17 protein-coding genes are annotated in these 23164 nt (G+C 69.3%); 14 read left to right on the forward strand and 3 right to left on the reverse strand.

The window, feature by feature from the left end; translation table 11 throughout:
• Nucleotides 1-22: 22 nt before the first annotated feature.
• Both VF106_RS44945 and VF106_RS44950 read right to left on the reverse strand, forming a co-directional pair.
• The gene (locus tag VF106_RS44945; protein ID WP_330846188.1) at nucleotides 23-2479 is read right to left on the reverse strand and encodes an ABC transporter permease; all 2457 of its coding nucleotides are present in this window, start codon (nucleotides 2477-2479) and stop codon (nucleotides 23-25) included.
• Entirely contained in the window at nucleotides 2479-3219 is a 741-nt protein-coding gene (locus VF106_RS44950) for an ABC transporter ATP-binding protein (RefSeq protein WP_330846189.1), read from the reverse strand. Before VF106_RS44950 ends, VF106_RS44945 begins: the two co-directional genes overlap by 1 nt.
• A gap of 143 nt (nucleotides 3220-3362) precedes the next feature.
• Here VF106_RS44950 and VF106_RS44955 point away from each other — a divergent pair, with 143 nt between their 5' ends.
• From VF106_RS44955 to VF106_RS44970, 4 genes are all read left to right on the forward strand, one after another.
• Nucleotides 3363-4502, forward strand: coding sequence for a sensor histidine kinase (locus VF106_RS44955; protein WP_330846191.1), 1140 nt, complete (start codon nucleotides 3363-3365; stop codon nucleotides 4500-4502).
• Nucleotides 4499-5152 (forward strand): response regulator, encoded by a 654-nt coding sequence (locus VF106_RS44960; protein ID WP_330846192.1) that lies wholly within the window; start codon nucleotides 4499-4501, stop codon nucleotides 5150-5152. The genes VF106_RS44955 and VF106_RS44960 overlap by 4 nt, the downstream gene beginning before the upstream one ends.
• A gap of 92 nt (nucleotides 5153-5244) precedes the next feature.
• Nucleotides 5245-6006, forward strand: a complete 762-nt coding sequence (locus tag VF106_RS44965; protein WP_330846193.1) for a heparin lyase I family protein — start codon at nucleotides 5245-5247, stop codon at nucleotides 6004-6006.
• Nucleotides 6003-8300, forward strand: coding sequence for a glycosyl hydrolase family 95 catalytic domain-containing protein (locus tag VF106_RS44970; protein ID WP_414639212.1), 2298 nt, complete (start codon nucleotides 6003-6005; stop codon nucleotides 8298-8300). Before VF106_RS44965 ends, VF106_RS44970 begins: the two co-directional genes overlap by 4 nt.
• A gap of 7 nt (nucleotides 8301-8307) precedes the next feature.
• Here VF106_RS44970 and glmS read toward each other — a convergent pair whose 3' ends face one another.
• Nucleotides 8308-10131, reverse strand: coding sequence for a glutamine--fructose-6-phosphate transaminase (isomerizing) (gene glmS, locus VF106_RS44975; protein ID WP_330846195.1), 1824 nt, complete (start codon nucleotides 10129-10131; stop codon nucleotides 8308-8310).
• A 233-nt stretch (nucleotides 10132-10364) separates the two neighbouring features.
• Here glmS and VF106_RS44980 point away from each other — a divergent pair, with 233 nt between their 5' ends.
• The 10 genes from VF106_RS44980 to VF106_RS45025 all read left to right on the forward strand — a co-directional run bounded on the left by VF106_RS44980 (nucleotide 10365) and on the right by VF106_RS45025 (nucleotide 23090).
• The gene (locus VF106_RS44980) at nucleotides 10365-12356 is read left to right on the forward strand and encodes an Agd3-related carbohydrate-binding protein (RefSeq protein ID WP_330846196.1); all 1992 of its coding nucleotides are present in this window, start codon (nucleotides 10365-10367) and stop codon (nucleotides 12354-12356) included.
• Between the two features lie 78 nt (nucleotides 12357-12434).
• The gene (locus tag VF106_RS44985; RefSeq protein WP_330846197.1) at nucleotides 12435-14522 is read left to right on the forward strand and encodes an Agd3-related carbohydrate-binding protein; all 2088 of its coding nucleotides are present in this window, start codon (nucleotides 12435-12437) and stop codon (nucleotides 14520-14522) included.
• Nucleotides 14519-16042 carry a GT4 family glycosyltransferase PelF gene (pelF, locus tag VF106_RS44990; protein ID WP_330846198.1) on the forward strand — a complete coding sequence of 508 codons (1524 nt, stop codon included), beginning with the start codon at nucleotides 14519-14521 and terminating at the stop codon, nucleotides 16040-16042. The genes VF106_RS44985 and pelF overlap by 4 nt, the downstream gene beginning before the upstream one ends.
• Nucleotides 16039-17418 carry a hypothetical protein gene (locus VF106_RS44995; RefSeq protein WP_330846199.1) on the forward strand — a complete coding sequence of 460 codons (1380 nt, stop codon included), beginning with the start codon at nucleotides 16039-16041 and terminating at the stop codon, nucleotides 17416-17418. Before pelF ends, VF106_RS44995 begins: the two co-directional genes overlap by 4 nt.
• 26 nt (nucleotides 17419-17444) lie before the next feature.
• Nucleotides 17445-18188 carry a nucleotidyltransferase family protein gene (locus VF106_RS45000; RefSeq protein ID WP_330846200.1) on the forward strand — a complete coding sequence of 248 codons (744 nt, stop codon included), beginning with the start codon at nucleotides 17445-17447 and terminating at the stop codon, nucleotides 18186-18188.
• A complete protein-coding gene (locus VF106_RS45005; protein WP_330846201.1) occupies nucleotides 18185-19096 on the forward strand; it encodes an NAD-dependent epimerase/dehydratase family protein in 912 nt (303 codons plus the stop codon). Before VF106_RS45000 ends, VF106_RS45005 begins: the two co-directional genes overlap by 4 nt.
• 83 nt (nucleotides 19097-19179) lie before the next feature.
• Nucleotides 19180-19986: a glycoside hydrolase family 191 protein gene (locus VF106_RS45010; protein ID WP_330846202.1), complete on the forward strand. Its 807-nt coding sequence runs from the start codon at nucleotides 19180-19182 to the stop codon at nucleotides 19984-19986.
• 37 nt (nucleotides 19987-20023) lie between these two features.
• Nucleotides 20024-21316 (forward strand): nucleotide sugar dehydrogenase, encoded by a 1293-nt coding sequence (locus VF106_RS45015; RefSeq protein ID WP_330846203.1) that lies wholly within the window; start codon nucleotides 20024-20026, stop codon nucleotides 21314-21316.
• Nucleotides 21313-22263, forward strand: a complete 951-nt coding sequence (locus tag VF106_RS45020; RefSeq protein WP_330846204.1) for an NAD-dependent epimerase/dehydratase family protein — start codon at nucleotides 21313-21315, stop codon at nucleotides 22261-22263. The genes VF106_RS45015 and VF106_RS45020 overlap by 4 nt, the downstream gene beginning before the upstream one ends.
• Before the next feature lie 140 nt (nucleotides 22264-22403).
• On the forward strand, nucleotides 22404-23090 hold the full coding sequence (locus tag VF106_RS45025) for a sensor histidine kinase (RefSeq protein ID WP_330846205.1): 687 nt from the start codon (nucleotides 22404-22406) through the stop codon (nucleotides 23088-23090).
• Nucleotides 23091-23164: the final 74 nt, after the last annotated feature.

Genomic DNA, 23164 nt, shown 5'->3' on the forward strand with positions numbered 1-23164 from the left:
CGCGCGAAGCGGGTGGCACCGTTCATTCCGTCCTGATTGCCTTCAGTACTTCGGTTCTCGCGGCTCGGCGGGCTGGCCACAGTGCGGACAGGACGCCCACCGCGAGCATTCCGGCCAGCGCGGTCGCCGTCACCTCGAGTGGGAATCCGATGTCCAGCAGCGGGTTGCCCAGCATCGTGTGTTGCATGACCGCGCCGAACAGGATGCCAACGGTGATGCCCAGGACGCCGCCGTAGGCGCAGATCACGATGCTCTCCACCCGTACCGTGCGGCGGACGAGCGCGCGGGACGCGCCGATCGCCCTGAGGACACCGATCTCTCGGGTGCGTTCGGTCACCGACAGCGCCAGGGTGTTGATCACCCCGAAGATCGCGATCACGATGGCGGCGCCGAACATCGCGTACATGATCCGCAGGATCAGTTGGAACGCCTCGACTTCCTCGGCGATGACCGCTTCCCGTTCGCTCACCAGGACATCGGGGCGGGACGCGAACGTCGAGTGCAGCGCTTTCCTGACGGCGGCAGGGTTCTGTCCGGTCGCGTACACGGACGTCACGTTGGTTCGGAACCACTCCGGCGAGCGGGCGACGTCCACGTAGATCAGCGGTTGACCCTCCACTGTGTCCAGTAGGCCCACGATTCGTTGCCGCACAACGGGAGTGTCCGGGAACTCCAGGCCGATCTCGTCGCCGAGGCCGACGCCCATCATGGCGGCCTGGTTCGTGTCGACCACGACGCCTCGGCGGAGGTCGTCGCTGCCTTCCACGATCTTCGGGGTCAGTACCGTCCGGAAGCCGGTCGGTTCGGTCGCCGAGATCGACGACGCGGTGGTGGAACCGTTGTGGGAGACGGTGATCAGCGTGTACCGGTCGGCTGCCACGCCCGTCACGCCCTGGGTGGCGCGCACCCGGTCCAGCACGTCCGTTGCCAGCGGGTCCGTTCCGGAGGCCGACCGCAGGATCGTGGCCGTCGACGGGACCATGTCACGTACGGCCCCGCCCATGGTCGACACCATCGTCTCGCCCAGCGTCGCGAACGCGCACACCAGCGCCATGCCCACCAGCAGCGCCGACGACGTCGCCGCCGTTCGGCGTGGGTCCCGCACGGCGTTGCGGGTGGCCAGGCGCGTGACCGGGCCACCTCGGCGGCTCAGCAACCGGCCGACCGGATGCAGGACCGCGTGCGCGAACACCGGCGCCAGCAGCAGCACACCCAGCCAGCCGGCGACCGCCGCGCCGAGACAGACGACTCGTTCCGTCGTGCTCAGGTTCGGACCGGCAACGAGCACAACGGTCAGCACACCCCCGGCCAGCAGCAGCCCGCCTGCCGTCGTGCGCACGATGGTGGTGCGGCGTGGGGGTGTGACGTCCGCGCGCAACGCCGCGACCGGTGGTACCGCCGCGGCTCGACGGGCCGAGCCGTACGCGGCGACGGCGGTGACGCCGATGCCGACCGCGTAGCCGATCACCACCGCGAGCGGGGACACCGCGACGGTCACGGTCTCGATGCCCGGGGTGAACGCCCACATGCCGAGTGCCCCGAACCCGATGCCCAGTGCCACCCCAAGAGTGCCGCCCACGACGCCGAGCGCACCGGCCTCCAGCAGCACCGCGCGTCGGACCTGCCGCCTGGTCGCACCGACGGCACGAAGGAGCGCGAACTGCCTGACCCGCTGGGTGACGAGCATGGTGAACGTGTTGGCGATGACGAACATGCCGACCAGCAAGGCGACCGCGGCGAACGCCAGCAGCGACTCGCGGGTCGACTGGGCGGTGTCGGTGGCCTCGTCGCGGGCTTCGGCGGCGAGAGCCGCGCCCGTGCGTACCTCCAGACCGGCCATCGCGGCACGGACCGTGGCCACGTCGACCGTGCCGGTCAGCTCAATACGGTCGAACTCGGCGCCGGGCATTCCGTTCGCCGTGGTCGGGTCGAACGCCACCGAGGGCGCCGACTCCACACCCAGCGTCCGGTAGTCGAAGAGTCCGGTGACGCGGACCCGTGCTTCCCCGCCGTCGGCGAGGATGACGCGGGCCTGTGCACCTTCGCGCAGGTCGGCGGCGGTGGCGGCGTCGTGGGACAGCGCGATCTCGCCGGGGCCGGTGGGGGCTCGGCCTGCGGTGAGCACGAACCGGTCCGTGCCGTCCCAGCCCGTGCCCGCCCGGTCGGGAGAGCCGTGGATGATCTTGGCGTCGGCGCCCACCAGCGCCGCTCGGGCGACGAGCACGCCGGTCGCCCGTGTCACGCCGGGCAGCTCGGCCAGGCGGGCCAGTTCGTCGTCGCCCAGGACGGTCCCGCGGTCCTGGCCACGCACCACGACGTCCACATCGGACCGGGTGTCCCCGGCCGAAACGGACGCGACGGTCGAGTCCGACAGGACCCACGTGGCCACCACGAACGCCACCCCGAGCATGATCGCGACCAGCGTCATCGCGATCCGGCCCGGGTGCGCGCGCAGGTCACGCAGCATCGCCTTCAGCATCAGACCGTCACCCGCTCGAGGTTCTTCATGCGGTCGAGCACGCGGTCCGCGGTCGGTGCGGCCAGCTCGTCCACCAGCCGGCCGTCGGCCAGGAACAGCACCCGGTCGGCGTAGGCGGCGGCCGCCGGTTCGTGGGTGACCATCACGACGGTCTGCCCCAGGTCGTCGACGCTGCGCCGCAGGAGGCCCAGGAGGTCGGCGGACGCGGTGGAGTCGAGCGCGCCGGTCGGTTCGTCGGCGAACACCACGTCCGGCCCGGTGATCAGCGCGCGGGCGCAGGCCACCCGTTGCTGCTGGCCGCCGGAGAGCTGGCTGGGCCGGTGGTGGAGTCGGTCGGCGAGGCCGACCGCGTCCATGATCGTCGCCGCCAGCTCTGGGTCCGGTCGCCGGCCGGCCAGGTCGAGCGGCAACGTGATGTTCTCCCACGCCGTCAGCGTGGGCAGCAGGTTGAAGGCCTGGAACACGAACCCGACGCGGTCCCGGCGCAGCGCGGTGAGCTGGTTGTCCCCCAGGCCGGTCAACACGGCGTCGCCGAGGAACACGGTACCGCTGGTGGGCTCGTCGAGGCCGGCGACGCAGTGCATGAGCGTCGACTTGCCGGAGCCCGACGGGCCCATGATCGCGGTGAACCGTCCGGTGTGGAACTCGACGTCGACGTGGTCGAGCGCGACGACCCGGGAGTCCCCCGCGCCGTAGATCTTGGTGAGTGCCTTCGCACCCGCGGCTGCTTTCGTCTTCACGGGGAGAACAGTCGCGGATGGCGACCGGTGCACACATCGGACGACGGTCCGGTCTTTCCCGTCCCACCGCGGGCTGTCGAGGCCAAACCGGGTCCACCCGTGGTGGGACGCAGAGACCATGCCGTGCCGGCTAACGTCGGGGCGTGTTCCGGACGCCCTTTCTCGTCGCCCTCGACATCGCCGCGGCAGTGATAATGCTCGGCATCGTGGGCTACGCGGCCGTCGACGCCGAGCTTCCCAGCGGGCTCGGTGGTGCCGAACCGCTGTGGGTGTCGGTGGTGGCCACCACGTTCATCGCCGCCCCGATCGCGGTGCGGCGGTTGGTGCCGCTGCCCGCGCTGGCGGTCAGCATGGCCGCGATGGTCGTGGCCATCCTGTCCGGGGTGATCCCGCTGGTGGGGACGGGTGCGCCGGTCAGCGCCGTCGCGGTCGTGATGTACACGGTCGCGAGCCAGACGCCGAGGCGGCGATCGGTGCTCGCGCTCGCCGTGTGTGCCGTCGCCAGCGCGGCGATGACACTGGGCGACCGTGTGGTGAACGGAGTCAGCGAGCCGTGGGAGGACAGCATCTTCGGCATCGCGTTCGCATTTCTCCTGCTCTTCACGTCATGGACGCTCGGGTTCGCGGCGCGTCAGCGGCGGCGGCACGAGGAGGAGTCGGCGACGCGGCGGGCGGAACAGGCGGTCGCCGAGGAACGCCTGCGGATCGCGCGGGAGCTGCACGACATCGTGGCGCACAGCATGAGCGTGATCGCGGTGAAGGCGGGCATCGGCAACCACGTCGCCGAACAGCGGCCCGCCGAGGCACGGGAGGCGCTTCGGGTGATCGAGGCGACGAGCCGCGGCTCGCTGATCGAGATGCGGCACCTTCTGGGCGTCCTGCGGTCCGAAGTAGACGATGCGGAACGTGCGCCCGCGCCCCGCGCGGCGGAGATTCCCGTGCTGGTCGAGCGGGCGCGGTCGGCCGGGGTGACCGTGTCGCTGTCGCTGGCTGACACGAGCGGGTTGTCGGAGGGCACGGCATTGTCGGTGTACCGGATCGTGCAGGAGGCGTTGACCAACGTCGTGCGGCACGCGGCGCCGACCCGGTGCGCGGTGACGGTCGCGGTGAGCGAGGACGAGGTGCGGGTGGACGTGACCAACGAGGGACCCAGGGTGCTCCCCGGCTCCGGCGGGCACGGGTTGATCGGGATGCGGGAGCGGGTTGCCATGTACGGCGGGACGTTCACGGCGGGACCGCGCGAGGAAGGGGGCTGGCACGTGTCCGCGGTGCTGCCGCTGTGATCAGGGTGCTGGTGGCGGACGACCAGGCGCTGGTACGGGGAAGCTTCCGAGTGCTGGTGGAGACCGCGCCGGGCCTCACCGCCGTCGGCGAGGCGGCGAACGGCGCGGAGGCGGTCGAGTTGGCCGGGCGGGAACGGCCCGACGTGGTGCTGATGGACATCCGGATGCCGAAGGTCGACGGCATCGAGGCGACCCGGCGGATCTGCGGCGACCCGGCGACGGCCGGGGTGCGCGTGCTGATCCTGACCACGTTCGACCTCGACGAGTACGTGTACGCGGCTCTGCGCGCCGGCGCCAGCGGGTTCCTGTTGAAGGACACCCCGCCCGCGGACCTGCTGTCCGCGATCGAGGTCGTCGCCGCGGGCGAGGCGCTGCTGGCGCCGACCGTGACACGCAGGCTGATCGCGGAGTTCGCGAGCCGCCCCGATCCCCGGCAACCGGTGCCCCTCGACGGGATCACCGACCGGGAGCGGGAGGTGCTGCTGCTGATCGCCCGGGGCCGGTCCAACACGGAGATCGCGGAGCGGTTGCACCTCGGCATGGCGACGGTGAAGACCCACATCGGCCGGTTGCTCAGCAAACTGGCGGCACGGGACCGGGCCCAGCTGGTGATCGCCGCGTACGAGTCAGGCCTCGTCCGCCCGATGTGAAACATCGGATCTCTCTTGACAGACGCAAAAGGTCTAGTCCATTTTTAGGGTGCTGGTTCACGAACTTTCTCACGCAGCCAACGGAGGCGGCGATGAAACGTCAAACCAGGATCACCGTTTTGCTCGCCGGGCTGACCGCGGCCGGCGTACTGACCGCGCCACCCGGCGGTGCCGCTCCGGCGGCGTTACCCGCCGGGGTGATCTTCCAGGACACGGGCACCGTCCAGGGCTGGAGCAACTACCCGCAGAAGCCGCAGAAGCAGGGCGTGCTGCGTAACGTCAGCAGCCCGGCGTACAAGGGCGGCAACGCGATCGAGGCGCGGCAGACCTACGTCGAACAGACCGGCGGCTACCACTCGGAGACCATCCAGGAGCGTGCGCAACTGGTCGGGCAGGACCGCTACTACGGGCAGGCCATCTACCTGCCGGCGAACTGGCAGTGGCACAACGAGAACGTCACGTTCCAGCAGTGGTCGCCTGAGGACCCGGAGGGTCCGTGGGAGCTGATGTTCGTGCAGAACGACGAGATCCGGTTCGGCGGCTCCGGCGGGCTCAGCGGTGTCGTCGGCAAGATCACCAGCCTGCGTGGCACGTGGATCCGGATCGTGACCCGGATCAAGTTCGGCGGCGGCACCTCGGGGGCGTTCGAGGTCTGGTTGAACGGCACCAAGAGAGTCAGCCTGACCAACCGGGCGGTACTGCCCCACGACGGCTCGTCGGTCCGCTGGTCGTCCGGGATCTACTGCACCGGCTGGCGCAACGACGCACCGCTGGGCCCGTGGACGCTCTCGATCTACCACGACCAGGCCCGCATCGCCACCACGTACCAGCTGGCCGAACCGGCGAACTGGTGAAGCCGATGCGGAGGAGAACTTTCCTGGCGGGGACCGCCACGGTGGCCGTGAGCACAGCGGTGAGCTCGCCGGTCGCGTGGGCGGCCGGCGGTTCGGGTGGCGGCGTGCACGAACGGGTCGTGCGGGACGCGCGCATGGAGTGGCGGCGCCTGCCGGACGGTTGGCAGAGCGCGCCGTTCCTGGGCAACGGCCGGCTCGCGGCGCATGTGTACGGGGGCGCGAACGGCAATGAGCTGACGTTCATGCTCAACCACTCCGTGGTGCAGGACCAGCGCGAGTACTGGGAGGCCGCGATCGGGTTGTCCCGGCTGCCGATCGGCTACCTGACGCTGGCGTTCGCCGGCACCATCACCGGGGTCGACTGGACGCTGGACCCGTGGGACGCCGAGCTGTCCGGAACCGTGACCACCACGCTGGGCAGCGCGGAGTTCTCCGCCGTGGTGCTGAACGACCGCGACGTGCTCCTGGTCTCGCTCACCGGCACCGACAGTCCCGAATGGACATTCAACCCGTTGCGTTCGGCGACGACGCGGACGATCCGCGTGCCGCCTGACTACGTGGCCAACCCGGACCCGACGCTGGGCACCGCCGAGGAGGTGCGGTACGCGGAGCAGCCGTTGCTGGCCGGTGGCGGATACACGACGGCATGGGGTGAGAAGCGGGTCGGGACCCGCCGCCTGCTGGCAACGCACATCGCCTACCGTTTCCCCGGCGCCGCGCCGACGGCGGAGGCGATCGCCGCCGTCGGCGACGCCCTGTCCGCGAACCCGGACCGGCTGGTGAGCCGGCACCGGAGCTGGTGGCACCGCTTCTACCCGCGCAGCTTCGTGTCCATTCCGGACAAGTACGTCCAGCGCTTCTACTGGCTCCAGCTCTACAAACTGGCCTCGGCGACCCGCGCCGACGCCCCGGTGGTGACCGTCTGGGGACCGTGGTTCCCGGAGAAGGGCAACAACTGGACCGCGGTGTGGTGGAACACCAACGTGCAGACCTCCTACCTGCTGGCGAACGGCAGCAACCACGCCGAACTGGACGCGGTGACGACCACGTTCCGCCGCTACGAGCACAACCTGCCGCTGTCGGTGCCGGAGGCCTACCGCGACGGCGAGACCTACGCGCTGGGCCATCCCAGCGACGGCACGCTACGGCCGGGCGGCACACGCACGGTCGGTGTGCCGGGCTCGGACCACATCACCGACCAGAACGGCAACCTCATCTGGGGTCTGCACAACGCCTGGCTGTCCTATCGGCACAGCATGGACAAGCGTGCGCTGCGACACGTGATCTACCCGATCCTCGGCAAGGCACTGAACTTCTACTCGCACTTCCTCACCGAGGGCGCCGACGGCCACCTGCACCTCCCGACCACACGGTCACCCGAGTACGCCAACGCCTCGGACGCCACGTACGACCTGTCGCTGATCCGCTGGGCCTGCCGCACTCTCGTCGACACCGTGGGACAGCTGCACATCAGCGACCCGAGACTCCCCCGCTGGCAGGAGATCCTCACCCGGTTGACGCCCTACCACGAGGATCGGACTGCCGGGGTCATGATCGGCGACGGCGTCCCGCTCGCCGAGTCGCACCGGCACTACTCGCACCTGCTGTGGCTGTACCCGTTGCGGGAGAAGGTGTGGGACAACCCGGGCGACCGCGACATCATGCGCCGCACGTTCGACCACTGGACGAGCAGGCAGGACCGCTGGCACGGCTACAGCTACGCCGCGGCCTCCTCGATGTGCTCGGTCATGAGCGATCCCGAGCCGGCACTGGACTTCCTGCGGTTCTTCCTCGACCGCAACATCGTCGACGGCACGCAGCTCACGCCGAACACGATGTACCGCGAGGGCAGCAACTTCGCCGTCGAGAGCCCGCTGGCGGCCGCCCAGTCCGTCCTGGACATGCTGGTGCAGAGCCACGGCGGCGTGGTGAAGGTCTTCCCCTCGGTGTCGGAACGGTGGCCGGACGCGTCGTTCGCCGGTCTGCGCACCGAAGGCGCCTTCCTGGTCGACGCCTCTCGAAACGCAGGCCGAACCGAATGGGTACGGGTGCGCAGCGAGGCCGGCGAGCGGCTGACACTGCGGCACGGCATCAACGGCGCCATCGACGTGCGCGATGACCGTGGCCGTGCCGTTCCGTGGCGGCCGGTGGGGACCGGGACGATCGCGCTTCGCCTGCGGAAGGGGGCGAGCGCGGTCATCAGACCGCGAGGCAGCCGACCGAACCTGACGCCGCGGGACGTGGCCCCGACTGGTTCGGCACCCGTGTGGGGTCTACCCGACCCTCTCGGATGAGGCCGGACTACTCCACGGTCACGCTCTTGGCCAGGTTGCGTGGTTTGTCGATGTCTCGGCCGAGTTTGCGCGCCATGTGGTAGGCGAACAGCTGCAACGGGATGGTGAGCAGGATCGGGTCGAGTGCGGCACCGACCGACGGCACGGTGATGACGGCGTCGGCGAGCTCGATCGGCACGTCGGCGTTCGTCACCGCGATCACGGGGCCACCGCGGGCCTTGATCTGTTCGATCGTGCTGAGGTTCTTCGCGACCAGCTCGTCGTCCGGCACCAGGACGACGCTGGGCATGGACTTGTCGATCAGCGCGAGCGGGCCGTGCTTGAGCTCGGAGGCCTGGTACGCCTCCGCGTGCACGTACGAGATCTCCTTGAGTTTCTGCGCGCCTTCTCGCGCGACGGGCCACGCCCGCACCCGGCCGATGAAGAACATGTGTTCCGCGTCGGCGAAGCGCTCGGCGACCGCCGCGACCTCGTCCCGCCTGTCGATGATCTCGGCGATGCGCTCGGGAAGCGCCTGCAGGCCGGCGACGGTTCGCCTGCCGTGCGCCGCGGAAAGGTCGCGGACCCGACCGAGCAGCAGGCCGAGCAACGCGAAGGACACCGCCATGTTCGTGAACGCCTTCGTCGACGCCACCGAGATCTCGGGTCCCGCGTGCAGGAAGACACCGCTGCCGCACTCCCTCGCGATCGCGCTCCCGACCACGTTGACGGCACCGACCACGCGCCCGCCCTTGCGGCGCAGCTCCTGCACCGGCGCCAGGGTGTCGAAGGTCTCGCCCGACTGGCTGACGGCTACGTACAGGCAGTCCGGATCGACCACCGGGTTGCGGTAGCTGAACTCCGCGGCCGGTTCGGCGTCGGCGGGCACCCGCGCGAGCTCTTCGACGACCGCCGCGCCCAGCTGCCCGGCATAGTAGGCCGACCCGCAGCCAAGGAACTTCACCCGCCGGATTCCCCGCAGCTCCCAGGGATTCAGGCCGAGCCCGTCGAGCCGCGCTGTGCCCAGCTTCGCGTCGAGCCGTCCACGGAGGACCCGGACGACGGCCTCCGGCTGCTCGGCCATCTCCTTGTCCATGTAGTCGGCGAACCCGCCCAGCTCGTAGTCGTCGACGCCCAGGTCCACAGTGGTGGGTGCGCGGTGCGTGGTGCGGGCGTCGATCGTGCTGGTGTGGAACTCACCCGCCCGCACGGTGGCGAGCTCGCCGTCCTCGAGGTAGACGACCTGGCGGGTGTGCCGGACCAGTGCCGAGACGTCGGAGGCGACGAACATCTCGCCTGCGCCGATCCCGAGCACGATGGGGCTGCCGTTGCGGGCCGCGACCAGCTCGTCCGGCCGGGTGGCGTCCAGCACCACGAGCCCGTACGTCCCCTCGACCAGTCGCAGCGCGGCACGCACCGCGTCCTCGAGGCGGCCTCCCTGTTCGCTCGCCTCGGCGACCAGGTGGGCGAACACCTCCGAGTCGGTGTCGGACGCCAACTCGACGCCGCGGTCGGCGAGCTGCGTGCGCAGTGCCTCCGCGTTCTCGATGATTCCATTGTGGACCACGGCGAACCGGCCGCTCGAGTCGAAATGCGGGTGCGCGTTCGCCTCGGTCGCCGGGCCGTGCGTCGCCCAGCGGGTGTGTGCGATCCCGAGATGCGCGCCGGCGAGGTCGGTCACCATGTTCCGCAGCTGCCACACGCGAACGGCCGCCTTCACCGACAGCAGTTCGTCATCTCGCAGCACCGCGACACCCGCTGAGTCGTAGCCCCGGTACTCCAACCGCAGGAGCCCCTCGACCAGCACCGACACGGCGTCCCGGTTGCCGACATAACCCACGATGCCACACATAGGCGCGGCCTCCTCCCTGTCATATCCAGGAAATACCCCTCGCTCCACATTGTCCTCGTGCGACTGACGGAGACTGTTCTCATACATGTGTACGAGGCCGCCAATTGTTTGTCCCAAAGGGGTAACAGCATTCCCGGGCAGGCCGACGTGCTGGGCAAACTCACCTCTCGACAGAGCGGTCGCACGGCGACGGTTTGTCCCATCTCGCAAAGTTGAGGATGTCGGAGAAAACTATGAATTCAAGGTCTCGGAGAAAGAGACGTCCCGCGGCCCTCGCACTGGTCGCCGCGCTGACCGCGGGCATGACGTTCGTGGGAGCGCCATCCGCCATGGCGGCGACCGGTGACGAGGTGGCACTGCGCCAGCTGATCATCGCCAACGACCAGTACGACCTCGGACTGTCCACCTGGAAGGCTGTGCTTGACCGGATCGGCAGCCCCTACGACGTGGTGTATGGCGACAGCCAGACGCTGGACGCGGGCATGCTGGTTCGCCCCGACGGCGTGGGCAAGTACAACGCTGTGCTGCTCACCAACAACAGCCTGCTGCACCAGGACAGCACCGGCGCGTTCGTGAGCCACTTCGACGCGACCGAGTGGACCACGCTGTGGAACTACGAGCGCACGTACCGTGTTCGGCAGGTCTCGCTGTACACGGCGTTCGGAACGTCGCCGGAGGACTACTGCCTGCGCGCGGGCACCGAGGGCGGCATCGGCGCGACGCCCGAGTTCGCGACGCTCACCACGGCCGGTGCCACGGTGTTCCCCAGGCTCAAGGCCAGCGTCAGGATCCCCATCTCCGAGTCCTATGTGTACCGTTCGGTGATCGCGGCCGGCTGCAACGCCCAGCCGTTCCTGAGGATCGGCACCGACGTGGTCGGTGTGCTCAGCCCGACGACGGACGGCAGGGAGCGCGCCGCGCTGACGTTCACGTCCAACCAGTACCTGCCACAGACCGACCTGCTCGGCTACGGGCTGGTGAACTGGGCGACCAGAGGCATCTTCGTCGGTGAGCAGCGGCACTGGCTCAACGTCGATGTGGACGACTGGTTCAACACGAGCGACCACCTGCAGCTGGACGGCACCATCGACCAGGACCCGGGCTTCTCGCTGACCGGCCCCGAGGTGCAGGGGATCTACCAGCAGCAGACGGCGTTGCGCACCAAGTACCCGCTGGCCGGCGACTTCACGCTCAACCTGGCCTACAACGCCGGTGACGCCGACCTGAACGCGCCGTCGCAGTGCAGCTCGACGAACACGCCAGACCCGTTCACGAGCTACACCCGATGCCTGTCCAACAGGTTCCGGTGGATCAACCACACGCTGACCCACCCGAAGATGAACTTCACGACCTACGACCAGAGCCGTACCGAGATCCAGCGCAACCTCACCCTCGGCCGGCGGATCGGCCTGACCGTGCCGACCCAGGTCCTGAAGACGGGCGAGTACTCGGGCCTCGGGGTGTACAACCCGGACCCGAACGCACTGGACACCGACCCGCCGACCGACTTCGGGCTCGCGGCGTCGAACCGGGAGATGTTGCGGGCGGCCAGCGACGTCGGCGTGAAGTACCTGCACGGCAACATGTCCTTCGCCAGCCACCGGCCGAGCTGCGCCAACTGCGGCATCTACCACCCGCTGCAGCCGAACCTGCTGATCGTGCCGGACTGGCCGACGAACATCGCCTACCACACGACGAATCCCGATGAGGAGACCTACTTCTTCAACAGCTTCTTCGGGCCGGGCGGCAGGTTCGCGTTCTTCGACCATGCCCTGACCTACGCGGAGGTCATCGACTGGGAGTCCACAATGGCCCTGCAGCACGTGATGTCGGGCTCGGTGTACTCGCACACACTGCACATCAGCAACGTGCACGTGTACGCGCCGGGCAAGACTCTCACGTTCGACTGGCTGAACGCGATCATGGCCAAGTACACGGCGTACTTCAAGGTGCCGGTCCGCAACCCTGACTGGCTCACGCTGGCCAAGTACGCGGCGGACCGCAACGCGCACTTCGCGGCGATCGGCAACGGCCGGGACGCGGTCTGGAACCGGGTCACCAACACCGTCACGTACACCCCGGCCGGCTCTGGCGCGCTGTTCATGACCGGCGTCACGACGCTGTTGGGCGGCGTCCAGACGGACAGGTACGGCACGGAGAACATCTCGCGCGTGTCCCTGACCGCGGGACTGCCCGTCCTGGTCAGGGCCACTCCGAGGGCCTGACAGCCGGCCCTGGGGTCGGCGGCAGCCCGCCGGCGACCCCAGGGCTCCCAACAAAGAACGGATGGAATCCAAGCGCTCATGAGGTTGCGTACCGTGCTCAGCAAGTCGCCGGGCCCCCTGCTGGTCGCCACCGCCGCCGGGCTCGCCGTCGTCACCGTCCTCGCCCCTCGGTCGGGCGGCGAGCTCGACGTGACGGCGAGCCGGGTGACACCGCCGGCACCACGGATCGAGTTCGTGCCCGTGCGCCGGGCCGAGGAGCTCGATGTCCCTTCGGTGAAGGGCGACAAGGTGTCACTGCGGCAACTCGTGATCGCGACCGGCCCGGACGACGTCGAACTCCCCGTCTGGGAGGCGGTTCTCGACCGGATCGGGACACCCTACGACGTCCTGCTCGCCGGCACCGAACCGCTCGACGAGAGCAGGCTCGTGCGGGACGACATCGGCCGGTACAACGGCATCCTGCTCACCAGCGGCGCTCTGCTGAAGAAGACCGACGACGGAAGCTACGTCAGCGCACTCGCGCCAGGCGAATGGGCTGCACTGCACGGCTACGAACGTACTTTCGACGTCCGGCAGGTGGCGCTCAACACCGCACCCGGCTCGCCGGGCGAGGACTACTGCCTACGCGCGAAAACCGAGGGCGCGGTCGGTGACTCTCCCGTGCACGCCGACCTGACCGGCACGGGTGCGCGGCTCTTCGACTATCTGCGCCCCGGTGCGCGGCTTCCCCTCTCACGCACATACGTCTACCGGACCACGCTGGCGCCGGACTGCGACGCCGAGCCACTCCTCACCGTCGACGGGGACGTCGTCGGGGTGCTCAGCCGCGCTCCGGACGGCCGGGAACGGGCCGCGCTCACCTTCGTGCTCGGCGCCAACCTACCGCCGGTCGACCTCGTCGCCTACGGCCTGCTGCGCTGGGTCACGAAAGGCGTCTTCGCCGGCGAACAACGCCACTGGCTCAATGTCGACGTCGATGACTGGTTCGCCGCGACGGAACGCCTACGCGCGAACGGAAAGACCGACGTGTTCCGGCTGAGTGGGCCGGAGGTCGCCGAGATCGTCCAGCAGCAACGGGATCTGGAGATCCGGTATCCACTCGCGACCGGGTTCACGCTCCAGCTGGCCTACAACGGGAGCGGGCTCAACCCGAACGCCCCCGCCCAGTGCGACATCAAGGACACCCCGGACCCACTCACGAGCTACTCGCGTTGCCTGGTCGACGAGTTCCGCTGGATCAACCACACCCTGAGCCATCCCGAGATGACCACGACGTCCTATGCGCGCAGCCACGCCGAGATCGACGACAACCTCGACGCGGCGGCGTCGATCGGGCTGCCCGTACCCGTCGCCGTGCTGAAGACACCCGAGTACTCGGGTCTGGGCGTGTACCGGCCCGACCCGCGCAGCGAGTCGGTGACGGACTTCGGACTCGCGGCGTCGAACGGGGCGATGCTACGGGCCGCGAGCGATCTCGGCGTCCGCTACGTGCACGGCAACATGTCGTTCACGGGCCACCGCCCGACGAACTTCAACTGCGGCGTCCACCACCCGCTGCGACCGGACATTCTCGTCGTGCCGGACTGGCCGACCAACATCGCCTACGAGGCCACCACGCCCGACGAGCAGGTCACGCTCTACAACGGACTCTACGGCGTGCACGGCTCCGAACAGTCCCGGCTCGGCCGTGACCTGACGTACGAGGAGATCGTCGACGCGGAGGCCGACCTCGCGTTAGGGCACCTGATGTCCGGCTCGGCGTACACGCACACCCTGCACCAGGGAAACCTGCACGTGTACGCGCCCGGCAGGAGCCTCACTTTCGACTGGCTGGACGCGCTCCTCGCCAAGTACAGCGCCTACTACCAGGTCCCGTTGCGCAACCCGGACTGGCTGACGCTCGCCACGTACGTGGACGACCGCACGTCGCACTTCGCCGGGCTCGCCGCGAGCGACGATCCGGTGTGGAACCGCAGGACCGGCTCGATCACGTACACGCCGGCGACGGCCGGTTCGCTGTTCGTCACCGGCCTCGAGACGAGACCCGCGACGGAGGCGGACCAGAAAGGACCCGACCAGGCCGAGAGCTACGGCAACGACACCGTGGCACGGCTCGGCCTCACGGCGAACGACACCGTCACCCTGACAGCGAGGCCCCGGACATGAACAACCCCGTGCCGTTCCGTCTTGACATGCCGCCGGCTGTCACGCCGGCTTCGCCTGGCCTGGTGCCCTCGACGAGACGGCGACCGCGGATCGCACTCGTCGCCGAAGGCACCTACCCGTTCTACACCGGCGGTGTCAGCCTGTGGTGCCACCAGCTGATCAGCGGCATGCCCGACCACCGGTTCACCTTCGTGTCGCTCTGTGAGGACGGCACCGAACGCAGCACCTGGGACACGCCGGACAACCTCACGGACCTGGTCCGGATCCCGCTGTGGGGCAAACCCCCGCGAGGTCGCAGGACGCGTGGCCCCGTGCCGTCGTTCGCCGCGGTACATGACGCGTTCCTGCGGGCACTGCTACGCCCACAGGAATGCCAGGTGGGCCTGTCGGCGGCGGCGACCGATGAGTTCCTGTCCACCATGCGAGAGCTGTTCACGTTCGCGCAGCGGGCCGACCTCGGCGCGGCGCTCGTCGCCAACGACTCGATCGAACGAATGCTGCTCGCGTGGCGAGCGGCCGATGTGGACGGCCACCACGGTCGGCTGACACTGCGCGACGCGGTCGTCGCCGCGGACCAGATCGAGCACCTGCTTCGCCCGCTGTCCCACCCGCCCGTCCGAGCCGACGTCTGCCACCTCGCGATGAGCGGAGTCAGCGCACTCGTCGGCATGGCGGCGAAGTGGGCCAACGGCACCCCGCTGGTGATGTCCGAACACGGCGTCTACCTGCGTGAGCGGTACCTCAGCCTCGCCACCGAGAAACTGTCGCACCCGGTCAAGATGCTGCTGGTCCGCTTCCACCGGGCACTGACCAGTGCCGCGTACCGGATGGTCGACGTGCTCGCACCACACTCCAGCTACAACCGCCGCTGGCAGCTCTACAACGGCGCGGACCCGGCGCGGATGCGGACGATGTACAACGGCATCAACCCGGACGACTTCCCCGCTGCCGCGACAGAGCCGGCGGACCCGACGATCGTGTTCGTCGGGCGGGTCGACCCGCTGAAAGACCTGCACACACTCATCCGAGCCTTCGAGATCGTCCACCGGGAACTGCCCGGTGCCCGGCTGAGAATGTTCGGCCCGGTGCCGGAGGCCAACAAGGAGTACTACGCGAGTTGCGTACGCCTCATCGCAGAACTCGGGCTCACCGGCGTCGCGGTGTTCGAGGGCCGCGTCCCGCGGCAGGTCGACGCCTACGGCGCTGGCCACCTGGTCGTGCTGACCAGCGTCTCGGAGGGTTTTCCCTACACGGTCGTTGAGTCGATGTCGACGGGAAGGCCGCAGGTCTGCACCAACGTGGGCGGGGTGTCCGAAGCGGTCGGCGACGCGGGTTTCGTGGTGCCACCGAGAGATCACGCCGCTGTCGCCGCGGCATGTCTGAAGTTGCTCCCCGATGACGAGCTACGGCGACGACTCGGCGCCATCGCGCGCCGACGCGTGCTGGACATGTTCACGCTCGACCAGTGGACCGACGCCTACCGGGACATCTACGGCGACCTCGGGGAGGTGGCCGGATGAACCGGGACGACCCGGTCGCGGACCTGATCCCCGCGTTGGCGCCGCTGGTTCCCGCGGCCGTCGACGAACTGCACATCGCGGCCGTGCTCGAAAGCCGTGGGGTGACCGACGCGATGGCACGGGAGACCTACGGCTACCCCGACGTGTTCGCGTTGGCCAAAAGCGTCTCCCCCCGGCTCGCCTTCGCGGCGGCAGCCCTGGACCGGCCGGAGCGCAAGGCGCCCGGCGCGCTGCGCACCCTCGCCCACGGCCCGCTCTACGCCCTGCCATGCGCCGTTTACCCCGCCGTGTTCGTCACGCTCGGCGCGCCGGCGATGCTCCGCGGTCTCGTGCTCGCCACCGCGGTGGGCTGGGTCGCGGGCATGGGCATGAGCGTCGCCGCGTTCCAGCTACTGGGCCAGGGCAGGCACCGGCAGGCTGGACGGGTACTGCGGCTGCTCGGCTCCGCCGCCCTCCTGGCAGGGCTTGGGGCCGCGTGGCTGCTCGCCGCCGTCGGCCCAGGCGGACCGGAGATGGTCGCGTTCGTTGTGGCGCAGCTGGGTTTTCAGCTCGGCGCCGCGGTGCTGGTCTTCCACGGCAAGGAGTTGCGCCTGGTCGCGCTGATGCTGCCCGCGTGCGTTGCCGGCGTGGTCTACTACGCCGCCGGGCTTCCCGCCGAGCTCTCGCGGCCCACCCTGCTGGTGGGCGCGGCGTCCAGCGTGCTGGTGATGGCCGTCGCCGGGTACGCGACGGTCGTGAGATCCGCCAAGCCGGATCCGCCCCGGCCCGCGCCGCTGCCCCGGACCTTGCTCGCCACGCTGCCCAGCGTGGGATATGCCGCGATCTCGGCGGGTTTTCTGCTGTACACGGACGCCAGGTACCTGACGGCGCCGTTCGACGTGTCGATCGGGGTGGCGCCGCTCGTGCTCGGCATGGGGGTGCTGGAATGGCGTTCGCACCGGTTCGCCGAACGCGCGGACGCGCTCATGCACACCGCGGGCTCGCCGGCGGCGTTCCGGCGCGACGTCTGGCGCGTGGTGCTCGGTGAGCTCGGGCTCTGCATGCTCGTGCTCGTCGGCCTCGGTACGGCCCTGCTGCTCGTGCTCGCCGAGTTCGGCTCGCTGAGTTTCGAGGGCGCGTTGCTGATCGACGCGCACCTGGTGCTTGGCGGCGCCTACTTCATCGGCTTCCTGCTCGCCAACCACCAGCGGTTCCGGCCGCTACTGGTCGTCACGGCGGCCGTCCTGGCTGTGTACGTCCCGCTGACGATTCTCGTCGCCCCCCGCCTGGCGCCCTACGGGGAGATTCCGATCTTCCTGGGCAGCGCCACCTTGTTGCTGCTCCTACTACTCACCGCCCTGAGAAGGGGCATCGGGGACGTCCACCGGTACCGGTGACCGAAGAAAGCGATGGAGGAAAACCCATGCACGTGGCGATTCTCGCGGGAGGCCGCGGCGTCAGACTCAGGCCGTACACCACGGCCCTACCGAAACCACTGGTGCCGATCGGCGAGGAGTACTGCATCCTCGACATCATCCTGCGGCAGCTGAAGATGCACGGCTTCACCAGGGTCACGCTCGCGATCGGTCACCTCGGCACGCTCATTCGCGCGTTCGTCGGCGACGGGTCACGGTGGGGTCTGGAGGTCGACTACGCCGAAGAGGACAAGCCGCTGTCCACGATCGGCCCGCTGCTCAACTTCCTCGACCGGCTGCCGGAGCACTTCCTGGTGATGAACGGCGACGTGCTCACCAACCTCGACTACGCCGCGCTGCTGTGTTCGCACCAGCGTTCCCTGGCGCCGTTGACGGTCGCGACCTACCAGCGGAAGGTGAAGATCGACTTCGGCACGCTGGAGACGGTCGAGGGCCACATCGTGAAGTTCCGCGAGAAGCCGACGTTGTCCTACGGCGTGAGCATGGGCGTCTACGCGATGTCGCGCAACGTTCTGGCGCGCTACCCGAAGAACGTGCCGTTCGGCTTCGACGACCTCGTGCTCGACCTGCTGGACCGGGACGAGCAACCCCACGCCTACGACTTCAACGGGTACTGGTTGGACATCGGCCGACCCGACGACTACGACGAGGCCAACCGAGCGTTCGAGGAGCTCCGGCCGATCCTCCTGCCGCACGTGCGGCCGGTCGCCGATGTCGAGGTCGCATCGTGACCGCGGCGCGTGTGCTGCTGTTCGGTGCCTCTGGTTTCGTGGGTCATCAGGTGGCCGAGGTCCTGGCCCGGGATCCACGCGTCGGCGTGCTCACCCGGGCGGGCCGCGGCGAGGTCCGCGACGGCTGGGTGCGCCACGACCTCGTCGCCGCCGGCCCAGGGGAACTGGGCTGGCTGCTGCGGCACGTCCGACCCGACGTTGTGATCAACTGCACGGGGAAGCTCGCCGGGACCACCACCGAACTGGTCGAGGCGAACGTGCGGGTCACCGCTCGCCTGCTGGACGCGGTGCAGAGCGAGGCCCCGGCCGCGCGGCTGGTCGTGCTCGGCTCGGCAGGCGAGTACGGCACGGTGCCGCACGGACAGCCGGTGGCCGAGGACGACCCGCAGCAGCCGGTCGCCGACTACGGGGTGACCAAGCTCGCGAGCACACAGCTCGTCCGGGCCGCCGCGGCGGCCGAACGCGTGGATGCCGTGGCGCTGCGGGTGTTCAACCCGATCGGGCCCGGTCTGCCCGTCGAGAACCTGCTCGGCAGGGCGGCGGAACGCATGCGTGCGGCGATCGCGCGCGACGAGGACGCCATCCGTCTCGGTCCGCTCGGGGCGTACCGGGACTTCGTCGACGTCCGCGACGTCGCCACGGCGATCACCGCGGCGGCACTGGCCGGGCAGGTGAAGGAGCCGGTGCTCAACGTGGGCAGCGGGGTGGCCGTCAAAGCGCGTGACGTCGTCGGGATGCTCGCCGAGGAGGCGGGGTTCACCGGCCGTGTGCTCGAAGCCGCGCCCGCTCCCGCACGGTCCAGCGCGGTCGACTGGATCGCGGCGGACGTGAGCCGGATCCAACGCACCCTGGGCTGGGCCCCGACCCTGGACCTGCGGGAGTCGGTGCGCGCGAGCTGGGCGGCCTGATGCCGGGCCGCCGGGTGATCGCCGTCGCGTGCGCGGCGGTGTTGCTGGCGGCATGCGTTCCCGACACGAGTACAGGAAAGTCCATGAGAAACGTGGTGTACCAGTTGCAGAACTACGCCGACGGCCGGCTCGACGAGATGGCCCGAGGGGATTTCCAGATCGCGGTCATCGACCTGGCGCGCGACGCGGGCAGCTCGTATTTCACGGCCGAGGAGATCGGCCGGCTGAAGGCGTCGGGAAAGAAGGTGCTCGCGTACTTCGAGATCGGCTCCATCGAGGACTTCCGGCCCGATTTCGCTGCGTTCCGCGGCCGCGCGCCGGATCTGCTGCTCAACGAGTGGCCGGACTGGCCGGGCGAGTACTTCGCCAGGTACTGGGAGCCGCGGTGGTGGGACGAGGTGGTGCGACCCAGGGTCGACCGCGCGCTCGCCGCCGGGTTCGACGGCGTGTACCTGGACACGCCGCTGGCGTACGAGGAGATCGACCTGCGGCTCGTGCCCGGACAGACGCGGGAGACCCTCGGCGCCAGGATGGTCGACCTCATCGTGCGGATCAGCCGGTACGCCAAGGAGAACAACCCCGACTTCTGGGTCTTCCCGCAGAACTCGCCGGAACTGCGCCGGTATCCGGGATACGTCGACGCCATCGACGGGATCGGCATGGAGGAGCTGTTCTTCCTCGCCACCGACGAGCCCTGCGTCGAGGACTACTGCGTGGAGAACCTGGCGAACACCAGGGCACTGCGCAGGGCCGGGAAGATCGTGATCGCCATCGACTACGCCACCAGGCCGGAGAACATCGCGCTGGCCTGTCGCCGTTACCGCGAAGAACAGTTTTTCGGATATGTGACCGTACGCGCCCTGGACACCGTCGTCCCACCGTGTGGGTAATAGGAAAGAGAAAGAGATTACGTTGGAATCACCGGAAATGAACAGAGTCGCCATCATCGGAATGGGCTATGTCGGCCTCACCCTGGCCGCCGCGATGGCGCGCAAGGGATACGAGGTGCACGGCGTGGACACTCAGCCCGCCGTGCTGGAGTCGCTCGCCCGAGGCAAGCCGCACATCTTCGAGCCCGGTGTGGCCGAGGTGTTCGCCGAGCACATCGGCAAGAACATCTTCATCGCGCCGGAACTCCCGGCCGGCGGGGTGGACGCCGCGATCATCTCCGTGTCCACGCCGGTCGACGAGGCCACGCACGAGCCGTACCTGGCCAACCTGGCCGCCGCCGCGGAACACGTCGCGCAGCGCTGTGCCCCGGACACACTCGTCGTGGTCCGCAGCACCGTGCCGGTCGGCACGAGCCGCGAGGTGGTGCTTCCGCCGCTGGTCAGGGCGTGGGGATCGGCACGTCTGGTGATGGCGCCCGAGCGGACCATCCAGGGCAACGCGCTCCGTGAGCTCGTCGAACTGCCGCAGGTCGTCGGCGGTCTCGACGCCGAGAGCCTGAAGCTGGGCCTTCGGCTGTTCGACCGGCTGTCCAGACAGCTGGTCCCGGTGTCCACTTTGGAGACCGCCGAGCTGGTGAAGCTCACCAACAACTGCCACACCGACGTGATCTACTCGTTCGGCAACGAGATCGCCATGCTCACCGAACGTCTCGGGCTCGACCCGCTCGAGGTGATCAGAGCGACCAACCTCGACTACCCGAGGCCGGACATCGCCAGACCCGGCTACGTGGGCGGGGGCTGCCTGTCGAAGGACCCGTACATCATGCTGTCGGGCGCCGGGCGCAGCGGGCACGTGCCGCGACTCATCGGCGCGGCCAGGACTCTCAACGAGGAACTGCCGGTGCACGTCGCGCACCGCGTCGTCGAGCTGATGCGTGAGCACGGCGGCTCGACGCTGACCGTCCTCGGCTGGGCGTACAAGGGCTCGCCACCGACCGACGACATGCGTGGCACACCGATCGCCACGATGATGCCGGTGTTCCAGGCCGCCGGCATCCGGGTGCTCGGGCACGACCCGCTCGTCCGCGACGACGTGATCCGCTCCTACGGCGGCGAGCCGATCGAGCTGGCGGCGGCCTTCCGCGACACGGACGCCGTGCTGGTGATCACCGACCATCCCGAGTACCGCGGGCTCGACCTCGCGACGGCGCTGGCGGGCTCGCGCGTGCGGCTCGTGTACGACTCCTGGCGGATCCTCTGCGCCGCGGAGATCACCGCGAGGGGCGTGCGGTACGCCGGCCTCGGTTTCGAGCCGGAGGTGTCGGCATGAGAACTCTCGTCCTGGGCGGCGCCGGTTTCATCGGCCTGCATCTGACCCGCAGGCTCCTCGCCGAGGGGCACGCCGTGACCATCGCCGACGACTTCTCCCGAGGCCGTCAGGACCCCGAACTGGCGGCACTGGGAGTGCCGGTGGTGCACACGGACCTCACCGACCCCACGTCGTACGACACGCTGCCGCACGGCTGGGACCACGTGTACATGCTGGCCGCCGTCGTCGGCGTGCGTAACGTCGAGTCGGACCCCGCGCGGGTCATCCGTACCAACACACTGGCGTTGCTGCACCTGCTGGACTGGCTGCGGCCGGGCGAGCGGCTGTTCTTCGCGTCCACCAGCGAGGCGTACGCGGGCGGGGTCAGCGCGGGAATCGTGCCGGTGCCGACCCCGGAGACCGTGCCGTTGATGATCGAGGACATCGCGGCCCCTCGGTTCGCCTACGGCGTCAGCAAGATGCTCGGCGAGGCCGCGGTCGTGCACACGGCGCGGGCGAAGAAGATCCCGTTCGTCGTCGGCCGCTTCCACAACGTGTACGGCCCCCGGATGGGCGCCGACCACGTGATCCCGGAGCTGTCGCTGCGGGCGATGCGCCGGGAGGATCCGTTCCTGCTGTACGGGGCGGACCAGTCACGTGCGTTCTGCCACGTCGACGACGCCGTCGAGGCGATGGTCAGGCTCATGGCCGCCGACGCCGCCACCGGCCGGATCGTCCACATCGGAAACGACACGGAGGAGGCGAACATCGGCGATCTCGCGAAGCTGGTGTTGCGCGTGGCCGGGTACGACCCGACGGTGGAGTCCGTGCCCGCGCCGCCGGGCTCGGTCGCCCGGCGCTGCCCCGACCTCACGACCCTTCGGCAGCTGACCGGCTTCGAACCGGTCGTGTCACTCGAAGAGGGTGCCCGTCACACGTTCGAGTGGTACCGCCAGAACTGGAAGTGATCAACTCCCCAGGAAATAAGCCAAATGTGCTAACGATCGCGTTCGTCCGGCCGTCTGTGTGGTCACAGCGGTGGATGAGGTGGGTCGAGGCGAGCCCGGACGGGTCCGCCTCGACCATCACCGCGGACGAAGGGGATCCGATGATGCGACCTGTACCCGAGCGCCGGAACACTCCCGGTCGGCGAAGCGGCGACCACGCGGCGTCGTCGTTGCAGGGCGTCCTGCACGACGTCGGCCACGGGATAACGATCATCGGTTATGTCATTCACTCCCTGCTCGACGAGGACGCGCTTCCCTGCTCGGCACGGGAGAACCTCGAACTGCTCAGCCGGGAGACCGGGCGGTTGTCGGACGTGATCGGCCACGCCACGATGCGGCACGGGCGGGCCGAGCTGGTGCGGCTTCAGCCGCTGCTCACCCAGCTCGTCTCGCTCCTGTCCGTCCTCGGCGGGCCGCGGATCTCGCTGCGTGCCGCCGATGCCGAACTGCACGTCGAGAGCATGATCCTCTGGCGCATCCTCGCGAACCTCGTCGGGAACGCGATCGACGCCGCCTGGCCGGCCGGCCACGTCGAGATCGCCGTCTACGGCGAGCGACCGCTGGTGATCGAGATCCGCGACGACGGAACCGGCTTCGCGGCCGCGTCCGAACCGGTGGCGACGCTCGGCCTCCGTACCGTGGCCGAGCTCGCGAAGGCCTGTGCCGCCGAGATCGAGATTCGACCGCGCGAACCGGTCGGCACGCGGGCACGGGTGATCTTCCGGACCGGCGGCCGGTTGCTCACCCCAGCCTCCGACATCGTCGCGAACATGGAGAACACGGCATGACACTCCCTGTGTCGGCCTCGCGGCTCGCAACCGCACCTCAGGGGAACGTGACGCAAAGCCAGCCACAAGTACGT

It is taken from the genome of Actinophytocola sp. (assembly GCF_036378875.1).
In the GTDB taxonomy this organism is placed as follows: domain Bacteria; phylum Actinomycetota; class Actinomycetes; order Mycobacteriales; family Pseudonocardiaceae; genus Actinophytocola.

Excerpts from the sequence above, each read along its gene's own strand:
- VF106_RS44965 (WP_330846193.1), top strand. The coding sequence starts at position 5,245 with ATGAAACGTCAAACCAGGATCACCGTTTTGCTCGCCGGGCTGACCGCG.
- VF106_RS45025 (WP_330846205.1), top strand. The coding sequence starts at position 22,404 with ATGATGCGACCTGTACCCGAGCGCCGGAACACTCCCGGTCGGCGAAGC.
- VF106_RS45020 (WP_330846204.1), top strand. The coding sequence starts at position 21,313 with ATGAGAACTCTCGTCCTGGGCGGCGCCGGTTTCATCGGCCTGCATCTG.
- pelF (WP_330846198.1), top strand. The coding sequence starts at position 14,519 with ATGAACAACCCCGTGCCGTTCCGTCTTGACATGCCGCCGGCTGTCACG.
- VF106_RS44985 (WP_330846197.1), top strand. The coding sequence starts at position 12,435 with ATGAGGTTGCGTACCGTGCTCAGCAAGTCGCCGGGCCCCCTGCTGGTC.
- glmS (WP_330846195.1), bottom strand. The coding sequence starts at position 10,131 with ATGTGTGGCATCGTGGGTTATGTCGGCAACCGGGACGCCGTGTCGGTG.
- VF106_RS45010 (WP_330846202.1), top strand. The coding sequence starts at position 19,180 with ATGAGAAACGTGGTGTACCAGTTGCAGAACTACGCCGACGGCCGGCTC.
- VF106_RS44995 (WP_330846199.1), top strand. The coding sequence starts at position 16,039 with ATGAACCGGGACGACCCGGTCGCGGACCTGATCCCCGCGTTGGCGCCG.
- VF106_RS44945 (WP_330846188.1), bottom strand. The coding sequence starts at position 2,479 with ATGCTGAAGGCGATGCTGCGTGACCTGCGCGCGCACCCGGGCCGGATC.
- VF106_RS44980 (WP_330846196.1), top strand. The coding sequence starts at position 10,365 with ATGAATTCAAGGTCTCGGAGAAAGAGACGTCCCGCGGCCCTCGCACTG.
- VF106_RS45000 (WP_330846200.1), top strand. The coding sequence starts at position 17,445 with ATGCACGTGGCGATTCTCGCGGGAGGCCGCGGCGTCAGACTCAGGCCG.
- VF106_RS45015 (WP_330846203.1), top strand. The coding sequence starts at position 20,024 with ATGAACAGAGTCGCCATCATCGGAATGGGCTATGTCGGCCTCACCCTG.